Genomic DNA, 17,601 nt, shown 5'->3' with positions numbered 1-17,601 from the left:
GCTCGCGCTCTTCCGAGGCTGGCGTCCGACGACCTCAGAGCTGCCCCGTCCGCTCGCGCCACGCACGCTCCTTCTGGATCCACTCGTTGTCCTGCGGGAACTCGTCGATGCTCGCCACGCGGCGGATCTCGGTCTTCTGGCCGGGGCCGGTCAGCGGCGCGCGCTTGGCCCACTCGACGGCCTCCTCCTTCGACGCGACGTCGAGGATCCAGAAGCCGCCGAACAGCTCCTTCGTCTCGCCGTACGGTCCGTCGCTGACGACGGGGGGCTGCGACGAGAAGTCGATGACGACGCCGTCGGCGGCGTCGTCCAGACCCTCGGCCGCGACGAGCACCCCGGCGGAGATCATCTCGTCGTTGAACCTGCCCATCGCCTCCATGATCTCGGCGAAGTCGACGTTCTCGAACGCGGCGAGCGCCTCGTCGGTGGCACGCATGATCAGCATGTACTTCACGGTTCTTCTCCTACCGTCCCGGGGACCCCCTTCGGACCCTCTCACCGACGAGTCGAACGGCGGAACCGGAGGATCGACATCGCCAGCGAGAGATTTCCTTCCTACGATGCGGCGATGGATCGCGCCGGGCTCGTCGAGTACGTCCGTACGCAGGCCGACGGTGTCCTGAGCACCCTCGGGCCGGACGGCTCGCCGCAGGCCGCGTACCTGCCGATCACGGCGACCGACCGCGGCGACCTCGTGCTGGACGTGCGGACGACCTCGCGCAAGGTCGCGAACCTCCGTCGGGACCCGCGGGTGGCGGTGGTCGTCGGGGGACGCGACGGGACGACGCTGCAGTGCGAGGGCGTCGCGGACCTGCCGGACGGCGCCGACCGGGACGCCTGTGCGCGGGCGTACCTCGACGCGTTCCCGCAGTTCGAGGCGTCGCTGGCCGATCCTGGGGTCGTGCTGGTCCGGGTCCGGCTCACGTGGGCCCGCCTCGGCGACTACCGGCCCGGCGTCTCGTCGTCGCAGGACGTCGACCTGCGCGTCGGCATCCGCCGCGTCCGCGCCGACGACTGGCGGTCGGCGCGCGCCCTGCGGCTCGACGCGCTCCGGGACGAGGACGCGGGCATCGCGTTCCTGGAGACCTACGAGCGCGCGGCGGCGGAGCCGGACGTGTTCTACCAGGGCCGCACCGCACGTGCGGCGGACGGGGACGACGTCGCGCAGTTCGTCGCGATCGACGGATCGGACTGGGTGGGCTCGGTGACCGTCATCACACAGCGGGCCGGCTCGGTCGACTACCACGGGCGGCCGGTCGAGCGGAGCCGCGCGGCCGTCGTCGGGGTCTTCGTCCGCGGCGAGCACCGCGGCTCGGGACTGGTCGACCGGCTGCTCGAGACGGGTGCGCAGTGGGCCCACGACCTGGGGTTCGACCTCCTGACCCTCGGCGTGCACCGTGACAACGCGCGTGCCCAGGGCGCCTACCGGCGTGCAGGCTTCGCGCCCTCGGGCGTCACGTTCGAGAGCACCATCGGCCCCGAGCTCGAGATGGTGCGGCACCTGCGTCCCGGTGTGCAACGCGACACTTCGGACATTTCTCCGCCCGTCGTCGGCTAGCCTCGACCGGCCGCCGCCTGCCGCTGAGGAGACCGATGACCGACGAACGCACCGCCGCCGACGCGGACCTGGCGACAGCGCGCCGGCTGCTGGCCGAGGGCGGGGACGACGCGTCCGACGCCGCCGCCGAGCACGCCGACCGCGCCGTCCAGGCGTACCTGGAGCTCGGCGACGTGCCGGCGGCCGCCGACGTGCTCTGGTTCCTGGGCCGGCTCGACGCCTCGCGCGGCCGCACCGACGACGCCGCTCGGCACCTGCGCGAGGCAGTCGAGGGCTTCGTCGTCACGCACGACGACCGCGCGGACGAGGTGGCCGACGAGCTGTTCGCGCTGCTGCGCCGCACGGGGCAGACCGACCGCGTGGAGGAGTTCCTGACCTGGCGGCTGTGGCTCGTCGGCACGATGTCCGGGGAGCAGGAGCGCACGACGGCCGCCGGGCGGCGACGGGCCCCCTGACGGTCGGGCGCTCAGGGCTGGCGGCGGTGCACGGTCCACGCCTCGGGGGTGTCCAGGTCGCCGTCCGCCACGCGCGTGTACACCAGCCGGTCGTGCAGCCGGTCGCGCCGGCCCGCCCACAGCTCGACCTCGTCGCACTCGACCCGCCAGCCGCCCCACCCGTCCGGCACGGGGACGTCGTCGGCCGACCCGGTGTCCGGGTAGAGCGCGGCGTACCGCTCGTAGGAAGCGACCAGCGCCGCCCGGTCGGCGATCGGCTGCGACTGGTCGGACGCCCACGCGCTGATGCGTGAGCCCCAGGGGCGCGTGGCGAAGTAGGCGACGATCTCGTCGCGACCCACGGGGACCGCGCGGCCGCGGAACCGGACCGCGCGGAACATCGCCGGCCACGTCAGCGACGCGGCGACCGATCCGGTGGCGGTGATCTCCCTGCTCTTCGCCGAGCCGAGGTCGGTGACGAACCCCGGCCCGCGCTCGTCGAGGAACCGCATCAGGACGGTGCGGACGTTCGCGTGGCCGTCGGCGTCGACCGTGGCGACCGACAGCGCCGTCGGCTCGACGACGTCACCCCGCTCGGCGTGCCGGGCGTGCGCCTCGGCGACCCACCGGCGGACCTGCTGGAGCGGCGTCGGCGCGAGGTCGTCCTCGCTCAGCCCTTCGCCCGAGTACTCGCTGCGCACACTGCCACCCCTCGCTCGGCCGGTCCGCTGCCCGGGCCTGGTGAGCGTACGTCGACCGATCGGATCCCGTCTCGCGGGCTACGCTGGCCGTGGCTTCCAGGCAGCCACCGGTCCGCGGGCAGGGCGCAGCCCACTGGGTGTGAGACGGCTGCACCCCTCCGCCTCCTTTCGGCCCGACGACGCGGACCTCGGGCGACGAGAGGAGGTCGCCGTGGCGACCCTGTCACTGCCCGCCCGCCCGGACCTCGGGCACCTGCGCCGACAGGCCCGCGCCCTGCAGCGCGCCGCAGTCGCCGGGGACCCGCAGGCCGCCGAGCGGATCGCGCGGAACCACCCGGACCCGCCGACCGACCTGACCACGTTCCGGCTCAGCGCCGCACAGCTCGTCGTAGCCCGCGAGTACGGCTTCCCGAGCTGGCCTCGGCTGCGCCACCACCTCGACGCCCGGGCCGCGCACACCTGGGTCCCCACCGACGAGGACCGGTCGGCGCCCGCACAGTTCTGCCGGCTCGCGTGCCTGACGTACGCGGGCACCGACGGACCGGACCGCTGGGCCGAGGCACGGGCGCTCCTCGTCGCAAACCCGCAGCTCGTCGAGGACGACATCTGGGCCGCCGCGGCCGCGTCCCGGCGGGAGGTCGTCGCCCGCCTGCTCGACCGTGACCCGGGCCTGGCCCGCCGCGGTGGTGGCCCGCACGGCTGGCGGCCGCTCGCCTACCTGGCCTACTCACGCGTCGGCGGCGGCGACCCCGTCGGCACGGCCCGGCTGCTGCTCGACGCGGGTGCGGACCCGGACGAGGGCTACCTCTGGCACGGGGAGCCGACCCTGTTCACCCTGCTCACCGGCGTGTTCGGCGAGGGCGAGGGCGGTCCCGTGAGCCAGCCGCGCCACCCGGAGTCGATCGCGCTCGCCCGGCTGCTGCTCGACCGCGGCGCCGAGCCGAACGACGGGCAGACCCTGTACAACCGCATGTTCGGCACCGACGACGACCACCTGGTCCTGCTGTTCGAGCACGGCCTCGGCCGCGGAGACGGCGGGGTCTGGCGGCGGCGGCTGGGACCGGAGACGGTCGACGAGCCGACGAGGCTGCTCCGCGACCTGCTGCGCTGGGCGGTGCAGCACGGGCAGCTCGCGCGGGTGCGGCTGCTCGCAGACCAGGGGGTGGACCTGCACGCCCCCTTCGACGACGGCGCGTGGCCGACGGGCGGCCGTTCGGGCACGCCCGCGCCGACCCCGCTGGGCCTGGCCGCCGCGAGCGGCGACCGCGCGATGGTCGACCTCCTGGTGTCGCTCGGGGCGGAGCCTGTCGACGCGGCACCGGTGGAGGCGTTCGTCGAGGCGGCGATGCTCGGCGACCGGGACCGGGTGGCGGCCCTGGGCGACGCGGTCGTCGCGCAGGCACGACGGGAGCGACCGGGGCTGGTGGTCTGGGCGGCGGCGCGCGGTCGGCACGACACCGTCGCCCTGCTGGCGGACCTCGGGTTCGACGTGAACGCGTACGGGCGCCACGACGTCCCCGTCGAGGAGCGGTGGGAGACCGCACTGCACGCCGCGGCGAGCTCGGGGGACGCCGACCTGGCCGCCCTCCTGCTGAGCCTCGGGGCCGACCCGTCGCTGCGGGACGCCCGGTTCGGCGCGACCCCGCTGGAGTGGGCGCGTCACCTCGGCCAGGCGTCGGCGGCGGACCTGCTCGACGGCCTCTGAGTCAGCGACCGGGCGGGCGGGTCATCGGGCGGCCACCTCCGTCCGGGCGAGCGTGTGCGGGTTGGCCGGACGCGCCAGGCCGTAGTGCTCCCGCAGGGTCGTCCCTGCGTACTCGGACCGGAACAGGCCGCGCTCGACGAGGATCGGGACCACGTCGTCGACGAAGTCCTCCAGCCCCGACGGCAGCACGGCGGGCATGATGTTGAACCCGTCGGCGGCGCCGTGGTCGTACCAGTCCTGGATGGCGTCGGCGACCTGCACGGCCGTGCCGGAGAACGTGCGGTGACCGCGCCCGCCGCCGAGCCGCCCGATGAGCTGACGGACCGTGAGCCGCTCGCGCCGGGCCAGGTTCACGATGAGCGTGTACCGGCTCTTGGCGCCCTCGATCTCGTCCTCCGACGGGAGGTCGGCCGGCAGCTCGCGGTCCAGCGGCAGGTCGTCGGGGTCCACCCGGAGCGTCTTGGCCAGCTGCACGCGGGCGTACTCGGGCGTGATGAGGCGGTCGAGCTCGTCCTCCTTCTCCCGTGCCTCGGCCTCCGTGGCGCCGATGACCGGCACGATGCCGGGCAGCACCAGGACGGTGGCGGGGTCGCGGCCCCACTCGACGGCCCGCCGCTTGAGGTCGGTGTAGAACGCCTGTGCGTCCTCGAGGGTCTGCTGCGCGGTGAACACCGCCTCCGCGTACCGCGCGGCGAGGTCCTTGCCGTCCTCCGACGAGCCCGCCTGCACCAGCAGCGGGTGCGCCTGCGGCGACCGCGGCGTGGTCAGCGCTCCCGCGACCGAGAAGTACCGGCCGACGTGCTCGATGGGGTGGACGCGCGACGAGTCGCCCCAGACGCCCGCCTCCTTGTCGCCGACCTCCGCGTCGTCCTCCCACGAGTCCCAGAGCTTGAGCGAGACCTCCAGGAACTCCGCCGCGCGCTCGTAGCGCTCGTGGTGCGGCGGCTGCTCGTCGAGACCGAAGTTGCGCGCCGCCTCGACGAACGCCGTGGTCACGACGTTCCAGCCGACGCGGCCGCCGCTGATGTGGTCGAGCGACGCGAACCGGCGAGCCAGGTTGTACGGGTCGTTGTAGGTGGTGGACGCCGTCGCGATGAGGCCGATCCGCTGCGTGACCGCGGCGATCGCGGCGAGCACGACCGTCGGCTCCAGCGTGCCCGCCGGACGCCGGCCCACGTCACGGCTCTGCGCGGGACCGTCGGCGAAGAAGATCGAGTCGAGCTTCCCGCGCTCGGCGGTCTGCGCGAGCCGCTGCAGGTAGGCGATGTTGGTGGACAGGTACGTCGGGTCGCTCTCCGGCAGCCGCCACGACGCCTCGTGGTGGCCGGTGCTCATGAGGAACGCGTTGAGGTGCAGGGGTCCGGGTCGGTGGGTCACGGGTGGGTCCTCTCGGTCAGGGGGACGCCGAGCGCGGCGAGGAGCTGCGCGCGCAGGTCGGCGAAGCGGGGGTCGGTGGTGTCGCGGGGGCCGTCGATGCCGACCTCCACGTGCAGGGCGATGCGGCCGTGGTCCAGCACGATCACGCGGTCGGCGAGGACGATCGCCTCGTCGACGTCGTGCGTGACCAGCAGGACCGCGGGCTCGTGCCGGGCGTACAGGTCCCGCAGGAGACCGTGCATCCGGATGCGGGTGAGCGCGTCGAGCGCGCCGAACGGCTCGTCGGCCAGGAGCAGCTGTGGTTCGCGGACCAGCGACCGTGCCAGCGACACGCGCTGCTGCTCGCCGCCCGACAGCTCGGTGGGCCACGCGCGCTCGCGGCCCGCCAGCCCGACCTCCGCCAGCCGCTCGATCCCGAGCTCCCGGACGCGCGGGCCGCGCAGACCCAGCATCACGTTGTCGAGCACCCGTGCCCACGGCAGCAGCCGGGAGTCCTGGAAGACCACCGACACCCGGTCCGGCACGGCGATCGTGCCGGTGCCGTGCACGTCGTGGTCCAGGCCGGCCAGGGCGCGCAGCAGGGTGCTCTTGCCGGAGCCGCTGCGGCCGAGGATCGCGACGAACTCGCCTGCCGCGATCGACAGGTCGAGACCGCGCAGCACGCGACCGTCGCCCTCGCCCAGCCCGTAGGCGCGGACCAGGTCGCGCACGACGACCGTGCCGTCCGACGTCGTCGTGCGCTCGTCGGCGAGGACGCCGTGCACAGGCGGCGGGACGTCCGAACGCTCGGGGACCCTCAGTCGGCCAGGGTGCGACGCCACGTCAGGGCCCTCCTCTGCACGAGTCGGACCAGGGCGTCGGACCCGAAGCCGAGGACGCCGTAGAGCACCAGGCCGACGACGATGATCTCGGTCTGCCCGTACGTGCGCGCGAGCTCCATCATGTAGCCGATGCCGGCGGTGCCGTTGATCTGCTCGACGACGACGAGGGACAGCCACGCCCCCGTCACCGCGAACCGCAGCCCCAGCAGGAACCCGGGCAGCGCGCCCGGCAGCACTACCCGTCGGACGAACTCCCACCGCGACAGGCCGACCGTCTCGGCGAGCTCGACGTACCGGGCGTCGATGGTGCGCAGCCCGTTGTGGGTGTGGATGTACACCGGCACGAACACGCCCAGCAGGATGGTGACGACCTTCATGGTCTCGCCGATGCCGAGCCACAGGATGAGCAGCGGCAGCAGCGCGAGGCTCGGGATGGCCCGCTTGACCTGCACGGGACCGTCGATCAGGGCCTCGCCCCACCGGCTCAGGCCGGACACGAGCGCCAGGAGCGTGCCCAGCACGATGCCGAGCGCGAGCCCGAGGAAGGCGCGCTGCGCGGAGACGGCCAGGTTCTCCTGCAGGCGACCCTGCTCGAGCAGCTCGCCCGTGGTGGTGACGACCGTCCAGGGTGCGGAGAGGGTCCGCTGGTCGAGGAAGCCCGTCGCGCTGCCGATCGTCCAGACGGCCAGGAGGGCGACGAGGCCGAGCGCGGCGCCGCCGGGGAGGGTGCGGCCCGGTCCGAGCCGCCGTGTCGTGCGTCGTCGGATCCGGGTGGTCCCTGTCGGGCGCGGTGCGACGAGCGCGCGCGGTGCGGTGAGCGTCGACATCAGCCCTCCGCCCCGGCGCGGTACTGCTCGACGGCCTCGGCGACGACCGGCGCGAACCGCAGGTCCCACAGGTCCGCCGCGTCGAGGACCTCGTTGCCGGTCTCCGCCGCGAGCAGGTCGACGGTCTCCTGGTGGCGCGCGATCGGCTCGGTCCAGTCGGCGGGGATGTCCGGGATCCCCGCGTGCTCGACCAGGTAGTCCGCGTCGGCCTCGCTCAGCCCCTGGTCCTCGACGTAGTACCCGGCCTTCCACTCCTCCGGGTGGTCGTGGATCCAGAGCTTGGCCGCCGCCCACAGCCGGACGTACGCGCGCAGGGCGGCCGCCTTGGCGGGGTCGTCGAGCGTCGACGTCGGCGAGTAGAGGACGCTCGGGTCGTCGCGGAGCCCGTGCTCGACCGTGTGGGCGCCGTCCTTGCCGTAGCTGTCGAGGTAGCGGGCGACCTGCACGCCACCGAGCGGCGCGATGTCGACCTCCTTGGCCGCGAGCGCCGTCGGGTACACGTCGCCGGTGCTGGGCAGCTCGACGAGCTCGACGTCGTCCGTCGTCAGGCCGGCCTCCTCCAGCGCGCGCAGGACGATCGCCCCCTGGGCCTGCCCCGGGCTGTACGCGATGCGGTGGCCCTCGAAGTCCTCCAGGGACTTCACCCCCTCGACGCCGGGGGCGACGCCGAACGAGTAGATCGGGTTCTCCTCCCAGTCCTCGCGGTACGACGCGGCGACGATCCGGACGTCCAGCCCGGTCCACGTCGCGTGGATCGGTGGGATGTCCGCGACGGCGCCCACGTCCAGCGACCCGGCGCGGAACGCCTCGGTCGTGGCGGGCCCGCCGGACACGTTGGCCCACTCGATGTCGAAGCCGAGGTCGCTGTCGAGGTCGTCGCCCGCGAGCTCGACGGCGACCTGGATGCTCGGGTCGCCGACGACGAGCGTCGTGCCCGCGGGCACCGTGGTGGGCAGCGTCGCGTCCGGGGCGGTGCTGGTGGCGGGGGTGGCGGCCGCGTCGGAGCAGGCCGCCAACATGGCCACGAGGAGGGCCGCGGCGACGGCGGACAGGGGTCGAGAACGCATGGTGGAGCCTTTCGATGGCATGACGGGGGTGCCGTGGGCGCGACGAGGCGGCACGGCAGGCGGTCAGGTGTCCCCGGAGCGACGGGGTCGTGCGGGCGAGAGGTCAGCGACAGGGCTGACAGGCACCGCTGGTCGACGGGTCGACGACGAGGCGCAGCAGGGCTGCGCGGTCGGTCACGCGACTCGTGGACATGGGGCGGGACCATGCCAGTGCGGTCGGGGTGTGACAACAGTGACCGGCGAGGTTTCCAGATGGTGAGACCCCGGGTTCTGCCAGGATCTGCGCAGGCCGTGAGGACGAGGTGGCAGATGCGCGAGGCAGGGAACCGCACCACGAGCACCGAGCTGTGGATGGAGCCGGACGACGAGGTCGTGTTCGACGCGGCCCTGCGCGAGCTGGTGCCGCAGGCGGCATGGAGGTGCAGCCACGGCGGCCCGCTGGTTCCGGGCAACACCCACCTGCACCCGACCCTGCCCGAGGCGCTGCACTGCGGCCGGGTCCAGGCGTTCCTCCCGCTGCCCCTGGGGGCGTTGCCGGCCGGCTGTGTGCCGCTCCCCGGGGTCCACGTCGGGGACCGGGGGTCGGTGGCGATCATCCAGTACCTCACCAGCACGCACCTGCCGGACTACGTCGGGGGGCGGTTCCAGAGCGGCCGCCTGGCCGTGCGGTGGAACATGCTCGACACCGGCCAGGCCCTGCACGACCAGCTCACCGCGGAGTGCCGCACGGTCTGGTCCGCGCTCCGCCGGGCCACGACACAGGTCACGGTCGCCCGCCCCTCCGGGACCGTGAAGGCGCAACGATTCGGCGCTGCCGCCCTGGCGCTCGCCCAGCAGCCGGACACCCGCCTGGCGCGGACCAGCGCCCACGCCGAGGTGACCCTCGTCCGTTCCTGAGCCAATAGAGGACTTGTCCTATAGATGACAGGTCCCCTATGGTCGGTGCATGTCCCTCAAGCACGCCGTCCTCGGGTTCCTCTCGATCTCCCCGATGTCCGGCTACGACCTGCGCAAGCACATGGAGGAGTCGGTCGCGCACTTCTGGCCGGCCGACCAGGCGCAGATCTACCGCACGCTCGGCCACCTGGCCTCCGAGGGCCTCGTCGACGTCCGGACCATCCCGCAAGAGGGCAAGCCCGACCGGCGCGAGCACTCCATCACCGACGCGGGCCTGGCCGAGCTCGACTCCTGGCTCGCCGCACCCGTGGAGTACGTGCCGTCGCGGGAGGTGTTCCTGGTGCGGCTGTTCTTCGTCGGCCGCCTCGGCACCGACCGCGTGCGGGCCGTCCTGGAGGAACGTGCCGCGGAGGCGCGCGAGCTCGCCGCCGTCCTGGAGCAGACCCGGGTCGCCTCCGAGCAGGCGCTCGCGGCCGCCGGCATCACGCCCACCCTCGAGATGCGCCTGCGTCTCGCGACCCTCGCCAACGGGCTCGTGCACGCGCGCGCCGAGCTCGACTGGGCCCAGGACCTGCTTGCCGAGCTGACCGACTGAGCCACCCGCCCCACCACCGACCGCCACCCGGCGGCCGGGCGATGCCCCACGCCCGAAGGAGCCCCACCATGTCCACGACCGCAGCAGTCCCCCGCACCCGCAGGCCCGTGACCCGCCGCGGGGTGACGGTCTACGCCGTCGGCGTCCTCGTCCTGTCCACGCTCGGCGGCCTGGTCATGGCGTCGTCGCCGGACCCGGAGACCAGCGCGGGCGCCCTCCTGTTCATCATGAGCCCGATCCTCCTGGCCGTGGGCCTGCGCACGATCGGCCGCGAGGGCTGGGCCGACGCAGGCCTGCGCCTCGGCCGCGAGCGCGGCTGGTACGCCGTCGCGCTGCTGCTGTTCCCCGTGCTGTTCGCGGTCCCGCTCGCACTCGGGGCACTCGTCGGGGACGTGCACCTGGCGCCCGGCGCGGCCGAGCGGTTCGCCGTGCTGTTCGCCACCGGGCTGGTCGCCCGCCTGACGTTCGCGGCGTTCGAGGAGTTCGGCTGGCGGGGGTACCTGGAGCCCCGGCTCGCCGCGCTGGGCGTCCCGGCGCTGCGTCGGCACCTCGCGGTCGGTGTCCTGTGGGCCGTGTGGCACGTGCCCTACATCGTCGCGTTCGGCGACGGGTACACCACGCTCCCCCTGGCGGTCCAGATCCCGATGTTCTCCGTCGCGGTGCTCGCGATGGCGGTCATCTGGGGGGTCGCCCGCGACCGCACCGGCAGCGTCTGGCCCGCTGTGCTCGGCCACGGCATGGCCAACGCCGTGGCCTGGCCGCTGCTGTCCGCAGACGTCGTCGTCATCGACACGCCTCTGCTCTTCGGCGTCCGCCCCGAGAGCCTCGCGGTGCTCCCGCTCCTGATCCTCACCGCAGCCGTGGTCTACCGGCGCTGGGGACGCGAGGCCGCCGGTACTGTCCCTGCATGACCGAGCAGGCCGCGGCGCGACGCGTTCCCTGGGCGAGCGTTCTCAGCTGGGTCGCGCTGCTGCTCGCGGCCGTCGGGGCGACCGGCGTCGTCCTCGCGGCGGTGTTCGCGGTCGAGGGTGCCCGGGACCCGCAGTCCTTCGGCACCCTCGGCGCGGTGACGCTCCTGATGTCCTCGCTGGTGCCGTCCCTGCCCGCCCTGGCGATCGCGCTCGTGCAGGCCCGGCGGGGGTGGGCGCCCCGGGCGCGGACCCGGACCACGGTCGTCCTGGCGGCGCTCGGCCCGGTCGTGATGGTGGTCCTGCTGCTCGTCGTGGCCGCCCGTGAGCTCGTCGGCTGACCGCCGCTCCCCCGGAGGACCACCCGTGTCGAAGAACGTTCGGATCGTGAAGGGCACCGTCGTCGCCGAGGGCAGCTTCTCGGAGTCGGAGCTCCTCGTCGGGAGATACACCTCGAGACGTGCCTTCGAGCTCTGGCGGGCGCAGCTCCCGTCCCTGGCGTTCCTGACGGACCTGCCACTGCTCGAGAGCCTGGGCCTGATCAACGTCAAGGTCGCCGACCCTGGTGCCCTCGCGGAGGTCGGCACGCTCAGGAGTCTCTTCCTCAACGAGTTCCGGTCGGCGGCGGGCTGGGACTTCCTCGCGGATCTCACGCAGGTCGAGGAGCTGCACATCCTCAACACCAGAGGAGCGCTCGTCCTGCCTGACCTGCGGCGGCTCGACCACCTGACGACCTTCCGCATCTGGGGGTGCAAAGGTCTGTCCGACATCTCGTTCCTCATCGACGTGCCCCACCTGGAGGAGGTGGCGCTCGTCGACACGGCCCTGACCCCGGACGACCTGCTGCCCCTCCTCCAGAAGCCGTCCGTCGCCTACCTGAGTTCCAGCTTCGCCAGGAGACGGGAGGCCGACCTGTTCGACGAGTACCTGGACAGGTACGGCAAGACGGCCGACCGGGAAGCGGCGTCGTGACCTGACGGATATCCCCGTGCACCGGCCGGGGCGCGCTCGTACGTTGTCGCGATGGAGCAGCCCGCCATCCACGACCACTACGACTCGGCGTTCGACGAGGACACGCGTCTGCGCCAGGGCCTCGGCCGCCTCGAGCTGGCGCGGGTGCAGGAGGTCGTCCGGCGTCACCTGCCGCCGGCAGCGCGGGTGCTCGACGTGGGCGGCGCGACGGGGGTGCACTCCGAGTGGCTGCTCGACGACGGCCACGCCGTCCACCTCGTCGACCTGCTGCCGGGGCACGTGGCGCGGGCGTCCGAACGCCTCGGGTCCGTCGACGGGTTCACCGCCCAGGTGGCCGACGCCCGCGCCCTCCCCCTGCCCGACGCGTCGGTCGACGCCGTCCTCCTGCTCGGTCCGCTCTACCACCTGACCGACCGCGCCGACCGGCTGGCCGCCTGGCGGGAGGCGCTGCGGGTCGTCGTGCCCGGTGGGGTCGTGATCGCGATGGCGATCACCCGGTTCGCGTCCCTGTTCGACGGGCTCGCGCAGTCGTACCTGTTCGACCCCGCGTTCCGGACGATCGTCGAGCAGGACCTGGCCACCGGCGTGCACGAGAACCCCACCGGGGACCCGCGCTGGTTCACCACCGCCTACTTCCACCGACCGGAGGAGCTCCCGGCGGAGGCGACCGAGGCCGGTCTCGTCGTGCGGGAGACGGTCGGCGTGGAGGGGATGGGCCACTGGATCAAGCCGCTCGCGTCCGCGTTCGACGACGGCGACGCCCGCCGCGAGGCGGTGCTCGACGCGGCACGCGTGATCGAGGCGGAACCCAGCCTGCTCGGGCTGAGCCCGCACCTGCTCACCGTGGCGACCCGCGCCGCCCGCTGACTACTCCGGAGCCGACGCCCAGACGCCCAGCTCGTTGCCGGCCGGGTCGTGGAAGTGGAACCGGCGGCCGCCGGGGAAGTCGTAGGGGCCGTTGACGACGGTCCCCCCGGCTGCCACCACCGCGGCGACGGTGGCGTCGAGGTCCTCGGAGAACAGCAGGACGAGCGGGCCGCCGGTACCGGGCGTGTTGTGCGCGCTGAGCCCGCCGACCTCGCCGTCGCCGTCGGACGAGCGGATGCCGGCGTAGTCGGGGCCGTACGGCGTGAACTCCCAGCCGAACGCGCGGGAGTAGAAGTCGATCGCCGCCGGCAGGTCCGGCGCCGCGATCTCGACGTAGTCCAGGGTGTGGTGTGTCGGAGCCATGCCACGACGCTAGGGGCAGCCACCCACACCCCTTGCACCTCACGTGACGTGAGGGCCTAGCGTCAGGCGCAAGCGGCGACGACGGTGCGCCGCCCGAGCCGAGGAGCGAGCATGACGAGCCTGGTCCCGTACCTGACGGTGCACGACGCGGCGGCGGCGATCGCGTTCTACACGGCGGCGTTCGGTGCGCAGGAGAACCTGCAGGAGTCGGAGCGTGACGAGACTGATGGGAAGATCGGCTTCGCCGCCCTCACCATCGCCGGCAACCCCTTCTACCTGTCCGACGAGTTCCACGACTACGGCGCCTACGCCCCGGCGACGCTCGGGCACAGCTCGTGCGCGGTCGTGCTCGGGGTCGACGACGCCGACGCGGTGTACGCGGCCGCGGTCGCCGCCGGTGCGACCGTCGACCGGGAGCCGTCGGACCAGGGCGACGAGAAGCGCGGCTGGCTGGTGGACCCGTTCGGCCACCGCTGGGCCATCCACTCGCCGCTGTCCTGAGATGGCCGACGAGTGGCGGGTGGGCGAGCTCGCCGACGTCTCCGGCCTGACCGTCCGCACGCTGCACCACTACGACGACATCGGGCTCCTGACGCCGGACCGCACGCCCGCGGGCCATCGGGTGTACCGGCGCGAGCAGGTGGAGCGGCTCTACCGGATCAGCGTGCTGCGCCGGTTCGGGACGTCCCTGGAGGACATCGCCACGGCCCTCGACGACCCGACGTGGACCCTCGACGGCGCCCTGCGCACGCACCTGGCCACGCTGGAGGACCAGGTGCTGCGGATGGAGCGGCTGCTGCACCGGCTCACCGTGGTCCCCGCCGACGGCTCCGCCGACGAGGACGTCTGCCGGCGCCTCCTGGCCGTCCTGGAGGACACCGCGGTCGCCGCCACCGAGCCGCTGCGCCGGATCGCGGTGCTGGTCTACGCCGACCTGGAGGCCGCGCACCGGCACCTGGTCGACGTGTTCGGCCTGGAGCCGGGACCGCTGCACCGCGACGACACCGGCATCGTCGTGCACGCGGAGGTCCGCACCGCGGACGGGGTCGTCATGCTCCACCGCGTCGCGCCCGAGTGGGGGCTCGCGTCCCCGGCCACGCTCGGCGCCGCGACCGGCATGCTCGTCGTCACCGTCCAGGACGTCGACGCCCACCACGAGGCCGTCGTCGCGCGCGGCGGCACCGTCACGTTCCCGCCCGCCGACCAGCCCTACGGGGTGCGCGAGTACGGGGCGCTCGGACCCGAGGGTGAGCCGTGGTCGTTCTGGGCGCCGCTGCCCTGAGCCTCCAGCACCGCCAGGTCCCGCTCGGCGTACCGGCGGTGCTCCCACTCCTCGTTGAGCACGATGCGCAGGCACTGGCGCGGCGTGAACGAGTCGCCCTCGTCGGGCCAGCCCGGGCCGACCAGCGGTTCCCCCTGGACGTCGAGCTGCTCGTCGGTGAGGCCGTCGACCACCCCGCGCACGAGCGCCATCGCGGCCAGCCGGACGGTGAGCGCCTCGTCGAGCGACGGGCGCGCGGCGCGGTCCCGCGGGACGCCCGGGCGGGGGCGCATCTCGTCCCACGGCAGGGACAGCGGGTGCCACGGGGTCGGGTCACCGAGGACGCCGCGGCCCACCCACGACTCCGACGCGAACGCCAGGTGACGCAGGGTCTCGATGAACGACCACTCCTCGGCGACCGACGCGTGCAGCTGTTCGGGCGGCAGCCGCCGGGCACGTTCCACCGTCGCGGCCCACAGCCGCTCGTTCACGTCCCACGCCTGCCGGAACCCGTCGGCGGTGGTCGGCCGGAACAGGACCCTGTCCGGGAACCGGCGGTCCAGCTCCGCCTCGATCAGCGGGGCGACGTCGACGCCGTTGATGACGACGTCCTCGATCTCCCCGTCGATGGTCGTGCGGGTGATCTCGACGCCGCGCATGACCACGCCGTGGAACCCGACGGACCGGAACGTCGCGCCGGTCAGGTCCACCATCTGGAAACGCGCGCCCCGCAGGTCGGCGTCGTCGAACCGCACCTCGTCGCTCATGGCGACCACGCTAGGACCGGGGTCCGACACGTCACCGCCCCGCACGTGCGAGCCGGGCCTCCCGCTGCTTCTGCTTCTGCTTCGCGAGGTCCTGCTCGCCCTTGAGCGTCGTGCTCTCGATCCACGACAGCAGCCCGGCGTCGTCGTCGGACCGGCGGAAGACCTGCCCGTACCGGATGCGGCTGAACACGTCCGGCATCCGCGTGGCCAGGTAGCCGATCGCGACGCGCGCCAGGGCCCACGCCACCGCGATCCCATTGAGCAGCCCCGCGACCACCGCGCCGACGACGAGGGCCGGCTCCCCGGAGACCTGCGACCAGACGATCATCCCGGCGGTGGGCAGGACCGTCACCGGGACCAGCAGGAGCACGATCCAGACGTGCAGGGCGATGTTGCCGTTGGCATCGTTCGGTCCCCGGCGCCGGCGCGGGTCGACGCCCGGCGACACCCCCAGCGCCGAGACGAGGATCGCGGCGCCGGCTGCGGCGCCGAAGACCGCGGGGATCGCCGCGAGCAGCACCGGCACCGTCCACCACGCCTGCGTGAGCAGCAGGAACGGGACCGTCACGACGATCGCGCGCGGCAGGAACACGATGAGCATCGCCCACTGCCGGCCGTGCACGTCGGACCGCACGGACGTCTCGTCCTGCCCGACGACGTTCTGCCAGACGGCCGACCCGTCCTGCCCGTAGAGGTTGCACCCGCTCAGGCCGAGCATGAACGCGACGATCAGCCCGGCGAACGGCGCAGCAGGTGCGGTGTACCCCCCGAGGTAGGCGAAGACGCCGATCGCGGCGCCCGTCCACACGGCGGTGCTGCTCTCCAGGGCACGCCACGCGTCGCGACGCCACTGCCGGACCTCCTTCATCGCGACGGCCCCGGTCTGCGTCGCGGGCAGGATCCCGCCACCGGCGACGAGGCCCGGGGAACGGCGGCGTCGGCGGCGCTTCTCGACGGCCGCGCCGCGCGGCACCAGCAGCGGGACCGTCGCCAGCACGAGGACGGCGTCGACGGCGGCGAGCGCCAGGAGCAGCAGCCCTGCGCGCGACCAGTCCCCGCCCGCAGCGGCGTCGACGGCGAGCACCGTCCACGACGTCGGCAGTGCGTCGACCACGGTCGTGATCGGCCCCTCGGGGAGCCCGTCCTGCAGCAGCCTCGGGATGCTCTGGACGGCGACCTGCACGATCATCCAGCCGGCGAACCAGGCCGCGAACATCAGGCCGAACTGCACGCCGGCGATCTCGACACCGAGCTTCGTCCGCATCGCGGCACCCAGCAGCCCGTACACGAGCCGGGACAAGGTCACGACGAGGAGCCAGGTCAGGGGGGCGCCGACGAGCACGACGACGACCGTGGCGGGCGCCACGACCAGCGCGTGGACGACGACCGCGAGGAGGGCGAGCAGCACGAAGCCGGACGCGATGCTCACGAGCACGCTCACCAGCAGCCCTCGTCCGAGCGCGGCGCGCGGCAGCGGGAGCAGGGCGAAGTAGTCGGCGCGCAGGACACCGGCCCCGCTGGTCAGGACCGGTCCGATCGCGGCACCGAGGCCCCACAGGGCGAGCACGAGGGTCAGCGCGGACGCGCGCACCTGGTCCCCGGACGCCAGCACGGCGACGGCCCAGGTGGCCAGGACGGCCAGCGCCCCGAACACCCAGCCGACCTTGCGCAGCCCCGGCGTGGTGTTCCGGAGCATGGTGAACTTCAGCGAGATCAGCTCGCGATCCATGCCAGCTCCTCCTCGTCGACCTCGGGCGCGCCGACCAGCTCGACGAACCGGTCCTCGAGGCTGGCCCCCCGCCGTACCTCGTCGAGCGTCCCGTCGGCCACGACCTGCCCGCGCGCGACGATGGCGACCCGGTCGCACAGCTGCTCGACCATCGCCATGACGTGGCTGGAGATCACCACGGCACCGCCGCCCTCGGTGAACCGGCGCAGGATCCGCGTCAGCACGCGCGCCGACACCGGGTCGACCGCCTCGTACGGCTCGTCGAGGACCAGCACCTTCGGCGCGTGCAGGAGGGCCGTGGCGAGGCCGATCTTCTTGCGCATGCCCGTCGAGTACTCGCCGACTAGGGTGCCCAGCGTCTCGGCCTCGTCGAGCTCCAGGATCCGCAGCAGCTCCTCGGTGCGCGCCGCGACGACGTCCTTCGGCAGCCGGCGGAAGCGGCCCCAGTACGTGAGGAGCTCGCCGCCGGTCAGCCGTTCGGGCAGGGCGAGACCGTCGGGGAGCACGCCGAGCCGCTGCTTGGCGCCGATGGGGTCGGCCCACACGTCGATCCCCTGGACCAGCGCGCGACCGCTCGTGGGGCGCAGCAGGCCGACCGCCATGGACAGGGCGGTCGTCTTCCCCGCGCCGTTGGGTCCGACAACCCCGTAGAACGACCCGTACGGGACGCGCAACGACATGTCGTCGACCGCGACCTTCTCCGCGAACTCCCGGCGGAGGTCGATGAGCTCGAGTGCGTGTTCGTCTGCCAT

At 73.6% G+C, this 17,601-nt stretch carries 21 protein-coding genes; 11 read left to right on the top strand and 10 right to left on the bottom strand.

All coding sequences use genetic code 11. From position 1 onward, the window contains the following. Positions 1-34 precede the first annotated feature (34 nt). On the bottom strand, positions 35-454 hold the full coding sequence (locus tag CTE05_RS08830; RefSeq protein ID WP_146845756.1) for a YciI family protein: 420 nt from the start codon (positions 452-454) through the stop codon (positions 35-37). Between the two features lie 114 nt (positions 455-568). Here CTE05_RS08830 and CTE05_RS08825 point away from each other — a divergent pair, with 114 nt between their 5' ends. Both CTE05_RS08825 and CTE05_RS08820 read left to right on the top strand, forming a co-directional pair. Beyond that, complete coding sequence (locus CTE05_RS08825) at positions 569-1,558, top strand: GNAT family N-acetyltransferase (RefSeq protein ID WP_146845755.1); 990 nt, start codon at positions 569-571, stop codon at positions 1,556-1,558. Between the two features lie 35 nt (positions 1,559-1,593). Next, positions 1,594-2,013, top strand: coding sequence for a tetratricopeptide repeat protein (locus CTE05_RS08820; RefSeq protein WP_146845754.1), 420 nt, complete (start codon positions 1,594-1,596; stop codon positions 2,011-2,013). A gap of 11 nt (positions 2,014-2,024) precedes the next feature. Here the strand turns inward: CTE05_RS08820 and pdxH are convergent, their stop codons facing one another. Next, complete coding sequence (gene pdxH, locus CTE05_RS08815; RefSeq protein ID WP_146845753.1) at positions 2,025-2,693, bottom strand: pyridoxamine 5'-phosphate oxidase; 669 nt, start codon at positions 2,691-2,693, stop codon at positions 2,025-2,027. A 211-nt stretch (positions 2,694-2,904) separates the two neighbouring features. Here pdxH and CTE05_RS08810 point away from each other — a divergent pair, with 211 nt between their 5' ends. Further along, positions 2,905-4,398: an ankyrin repeat domain-containing protein gene (locus CTE05_RS08810; RefSeq protein WP_146845752.1), complete on the top strand. Its 1,494-nt coding sequence runs from the start codon at positions 2,905-2,907 to the stop codon at positions 4,396-4,398. A gap of 21 nt (positions 4,399-4,419) precedes the next feature. Here CTE05_RS08810 and CTE05_RS08805 read toward each other — a convergent pair whose 3' ends face one another. The 4 genes from CTE05_RS08805 to CTE05_RS08790 are packed head-to-tail and all read right to left on the bottom strand — an operon-like array spanning position 4,420 to position 8,490. Then, positions 4,420-5,733 carry an LLM class flavin-dependent oxidoreductase gene (locus CTE05_RS08805; RefSeq protein ID WP_146845826.1) on the bottom strand — a complete coding sequence of 438 codons (1,314 nt, stop codon included), beginning with the start codon at positions 5,731-5,733 and terminating at the stop codon, positions 4,420-4,422. A gap of 38 nt (positions 5,734-5,771) precedes the next feature. Then, positions 5,772-6,539: an ABC transporter ATP-binding protein gene (locus CTE05_RS08800; RefSeq protein WP_146845825.1), complete on the bottom strand. Its 768-nt coding sequence runs from the start codon at positions 6,537-6,539 to the stop codon at positions 5,772-5,774. A 32-nt stretch (positions 6,540-6,571) separates the two neighbouring features. Then, positions 6,572-7,423, bottom strand: a complete 852-nt coding sequence (locus CTE05_RS08795; protein ID WP_146845751.1) for an ABC transporter permease — start codon at positions 7,421-7,423, stop codon at positions 6,572-6,574. Beyond that, positions 7,423-8,490 (bottom strand): ABC transporter substrate-binding protein, encoded by a 1,068-nt coding sequence (locus CTE05_RS08790; RefSeq protein ID WP_186814801.1) that lies wholly within the window; start codon positions 8,488-8,490, stop codon positions 7,423-7,425. The genes CTE05_RS08795 and CTE05_RS08790 overlap by 1 nt, the downstream gene beginning before the upstream one ends. A gap of 309 nt (positions 8,491-8,799) precedes the next feature. On the opposite strand from CTE05_RS08790, the gene CTE05_RS08785 reads away from it, so the two are divergent. From CTE05_RS08785 to CTE05_RS08760, 6 genes are all read left to right on the top strand, one after another. Continuing rightward, positions 8,800-9,387 carry a hypothetical protein gene (locus tag CTE05_RS08785; RefSeq protein WP_146845749.1) on the top strand — a complete coding sequence of 196 codons (588 nt, stop codon included), beginning with the start codon at positions 8,800-8,802 and terminating at the stop codon, positions 9,385-9,387. Between the two features lie 49 nt (positions 9,388-9,436). Further along, positions 9,437-9,982: a PadR family transcriptional regulator gene (locus CTE05_RS08780; RefSeq protein ID WP_146845748.1), complete on the top strand. Its 546-nt coding sequence runs from the start codon at positions 9,437-9,439 to the stop codon at positions 9,980-9,982. A 68-nt stretch (positions 9,983-10,050) separates the two neighbouring features. Continuing rightward, the gene (locus CTE05_RS08775) at positions 10,051-10,893 is read left to right on the top strand and encodes a CPBP family intramembrane glutamic endopeptidase (protein ID WP_186814800.1); all 843 of its coding nucleotides are present in this window, start codon (positions 10,051-10,053) and stop codon (positions 10,891-10,893) included. Next, the gene (locus tag CTE05_RS08770) at positions 10,890-11,231 is read left to right on the top strand and encodes a hypothetical protein (protein ID WP_146845746.1); all 342 of its coding nucleotides are present in this window, start codon (positions 10,890-10,892) and stop codon (positions 11,229-11,231) included. The genes CTE05_RS08775 and CTE05_RS08770 overlap by 4 nt, the downstream gene beginning before the upstream one ends. 25 nt (positions 11,232-11,256) lie before the next feature. After that, entirely contained in the window at positions 11,257-11,862 is a 606-nt protein-coding gene (locus CTE05_RS08765) for a leucine-rich repeat domain-containing protein (protein WP_146845745.1), read from the top strand. A gap of 51 nt (positions 11,863-11,913) precedes the next feature. Beyond that, positions 11,914-12,729 (top strand): class I SAM-dependent methyltransferase, encoded by an 816-nt coding sequence (locus CTE05_RS08760; RefSeq protein ID WP_146845744.1) that lies wholly within the window; start codon positions 11,914-11,916, stop codon positions 12,727-12,729. On the opposite strand, the gene CTE05_RS08755 is transcribed toward CTE05_RS08760, so the two are convergent. Then, positions 12,730-13,092 (bottom strand): VOC family protein, encoded by a 363-nt coding sequence (locus CTE05_RS08755; protein WP_146845743.1) that lies wholly within the window; start codon positions 13,090-13,092, stop codon positions 12,730-12,732. Positions 13,093-13,203: 111 nt separating this feature from the next. On the opposite strand from CTE05_RS08755, the gene CTE05_RS08750 reads away from it, so the two are divergent. Both CTE05_RS08750 and CTE05_RS08745 read left to right on the top strand, forming a co-directional pair. Next, the gene (locus CTE05_RS08750; RefSeq protein WP_146845742.1) at positions 13,204-13,593 is read left to right on the top strand and encodes a VOC family protein; all 390 of its coding nucleotides are present in this window, start codon (positions 13,204-13,206) and stop codon (positions 13,591-13,593) included. A 1-nt stretch (position 13,594) separates the two neighbouring features. Beyond that, on the top strand, positions 13,595-14,374 hold the full coding sequence (locus CTE05_RS08745) for a MerR family transcriptional regulator (protein WP_146845741.1): 780 nt from the start codon (positions 13,595-13,597) through the stop codon (positions 14,372-14,374). On the opposite strand, the gene CTE05_RS08740 is transcribed toward CTE05_RS08745, so the two are convergent. Genes CTE05_RS08740 through CTE05_RS08730 form a run of 3 tightly spaced genes read right to left on the bottom strand, consistent with a single transcriptional unit; the run spans position 14,302 to position 17,601 of the window. After that, positions 14,302-15,120 (bottom strand): DinB family protein, encoded by an 819-nt coding sequence (locus tag CTE05_RS08740; RefSeq protein ID WP_146845740.1) that lies wholly within the window; start codon positions 15,118-15,120, stop codon positions 14,302-14,304. The two genes, CTE05_RS08745 and CTE05_RS08740, sit on opposite strands and share 73 nt — an antisense overlap. A 31-nt stretch (positions 15,121-15,151) precedes the next feature. After that, positions 15,152-16,849 (bottom strand): hypothetical protein, encoded by a 1,698-nt coding sequence (locus CTE05_RS08735; RefSeq protein ID WP_146845739.1) that lies wholly within the window; start codon positions 16,847-16,849, stop codon positions 15,152-15,154. Next, a complete protein-coding gene (locus CTE05_RS08730; RefSeq protein ID WP_146845738.1) occupies positions 16,834-17,601 on the bottom strand; it encodes an ABC transporter ATP-binding protein in 768 nt (255 codons plus the stop codon). Before CTE05_RS08730 ends, CTE05_RS08735 begins: the two co-directional genes overlap by 16 nt.

Source organism: Cellulomonas terrae (assembly GCF_007990265.1).
Lineage (GTDB): Bacteria > Actinomycetota > Actinomycetes > Actinomycetales > Cellulomonadaceae > Cellulomonas > Cellulomonas terrae.
Note: the sequence above shows the minus strand (reverse complement) of the source record. Positions and strands in the feature narration are given on the sequence as shown.

Coding starts and splice junctions, on each gene's coding strand:
- CTE05_RS08780 (WP_146845748.1), top strand. CDS start 9,437: ATGTCCCTCAAGCACGCCGTCCTCGGGTTCCTCTCGATCTCCCCGATG.
- CTE05_RS08740 (WP_146845740.1), bottom strand. CDS start 15,120: ATGAGCGACGAGGTGCGGTTCGACGACGCCGACCTGCGGGGCGCGCGT.
- CTE05_RS08770 (WP_146845746.1), top strand. CDS start 10,890: ATGACCGAGCAGGCCGCGGCGCGACGCGTTCCCTGGGCGAGCGTTCTC.
- CTE05_RS08825 (WP_146845755.1), top strand. CDS start 569: ATGGATCGCGCCGGGCTCGTCGAGTACGTCCGTACGCAGGCCGACGGT.
- CTE05_RS08760 (WP_146845744.1), top strand. CDS start 11,914: ATGGAGCAGCCCGCCATCCACGACCACTACGACTCGGCGTTCGACGAG.
- CTE05_RS08790 (WP_186814801.1), bottom strand. CDS start 8,490: ATGCGTTCTCGACCCCTGTCCGCCGTCGCCGCGGCCCTCCTCGTGGCC.
- CTE05_RS08755 (WP_146845743.1), bottom strand. CDS start 13,092: ATGGCTCCGACACACCACACCCTGGACTACGTCGAGATCGCGGCGCCG.
- CTE05_RS08745 (WP_146845741.1), top strand. CDS start 13,595: ATGGCCGACGAGTGGCGGGTGGGCGAGCTCGCCGACGTCTCCGGCCTG.
- CTE05_RS08805 (WP_146845826.1), bottom strand. CDS start 5,733: ATGAGCACCGGCCACCACGAGGCGTCGTGGCGGCTGCCGGAGAGCGAC.
- CTE05_RS08795 (WP_146845751.1), bottom strand. CDS start 7,423: ATGTCGACGCTCACCGCACCGCGCGCGCTCGTCGCACCGCGCCCGACA.
- CTE05_RS08730 (WP_146845738.1), bottom strand. CDS start 17,601: ATGGCAGACGAACACGCACTCGAGCTCATCGACCTCCGCCGGGAGTTC.
- CTE05_RS08785 (WP_146845749.1), top strand. CDS start 8,800: ATGCGCGAGGCAGGGAACCGCACCACGAGCACCGAGCTGTGGATGGAG.
- CTE05_RS08820 (WP_146845754.1), top strand. CDS start 1,594: ATGACCGACGAACGCACCGCCGCCGACGCGGACCTGGCGACAGCGCGC.
- CTE05_RS08750 (WP_146845742.1), top strand. CDS start 13,204: ATGACGAGCCTGGTCCCGTACCTGACGGTGCACGACGCGGCGGCGGCG.
- CTE05_RS08775 (WP_186814800.1), top strand. CDS start 10,051: ATGTCCACGACCGCAGCAGTCCCCCGCACCCGCAGGCCCGTGACCCGC.
- CTE05_RS08735 (WP_146845739.1), bottom strand. CDS start 16,849: ATGGATCGCGAGCTGATCTCGCTGAAGTTCACCATGCTCCGGAACACC.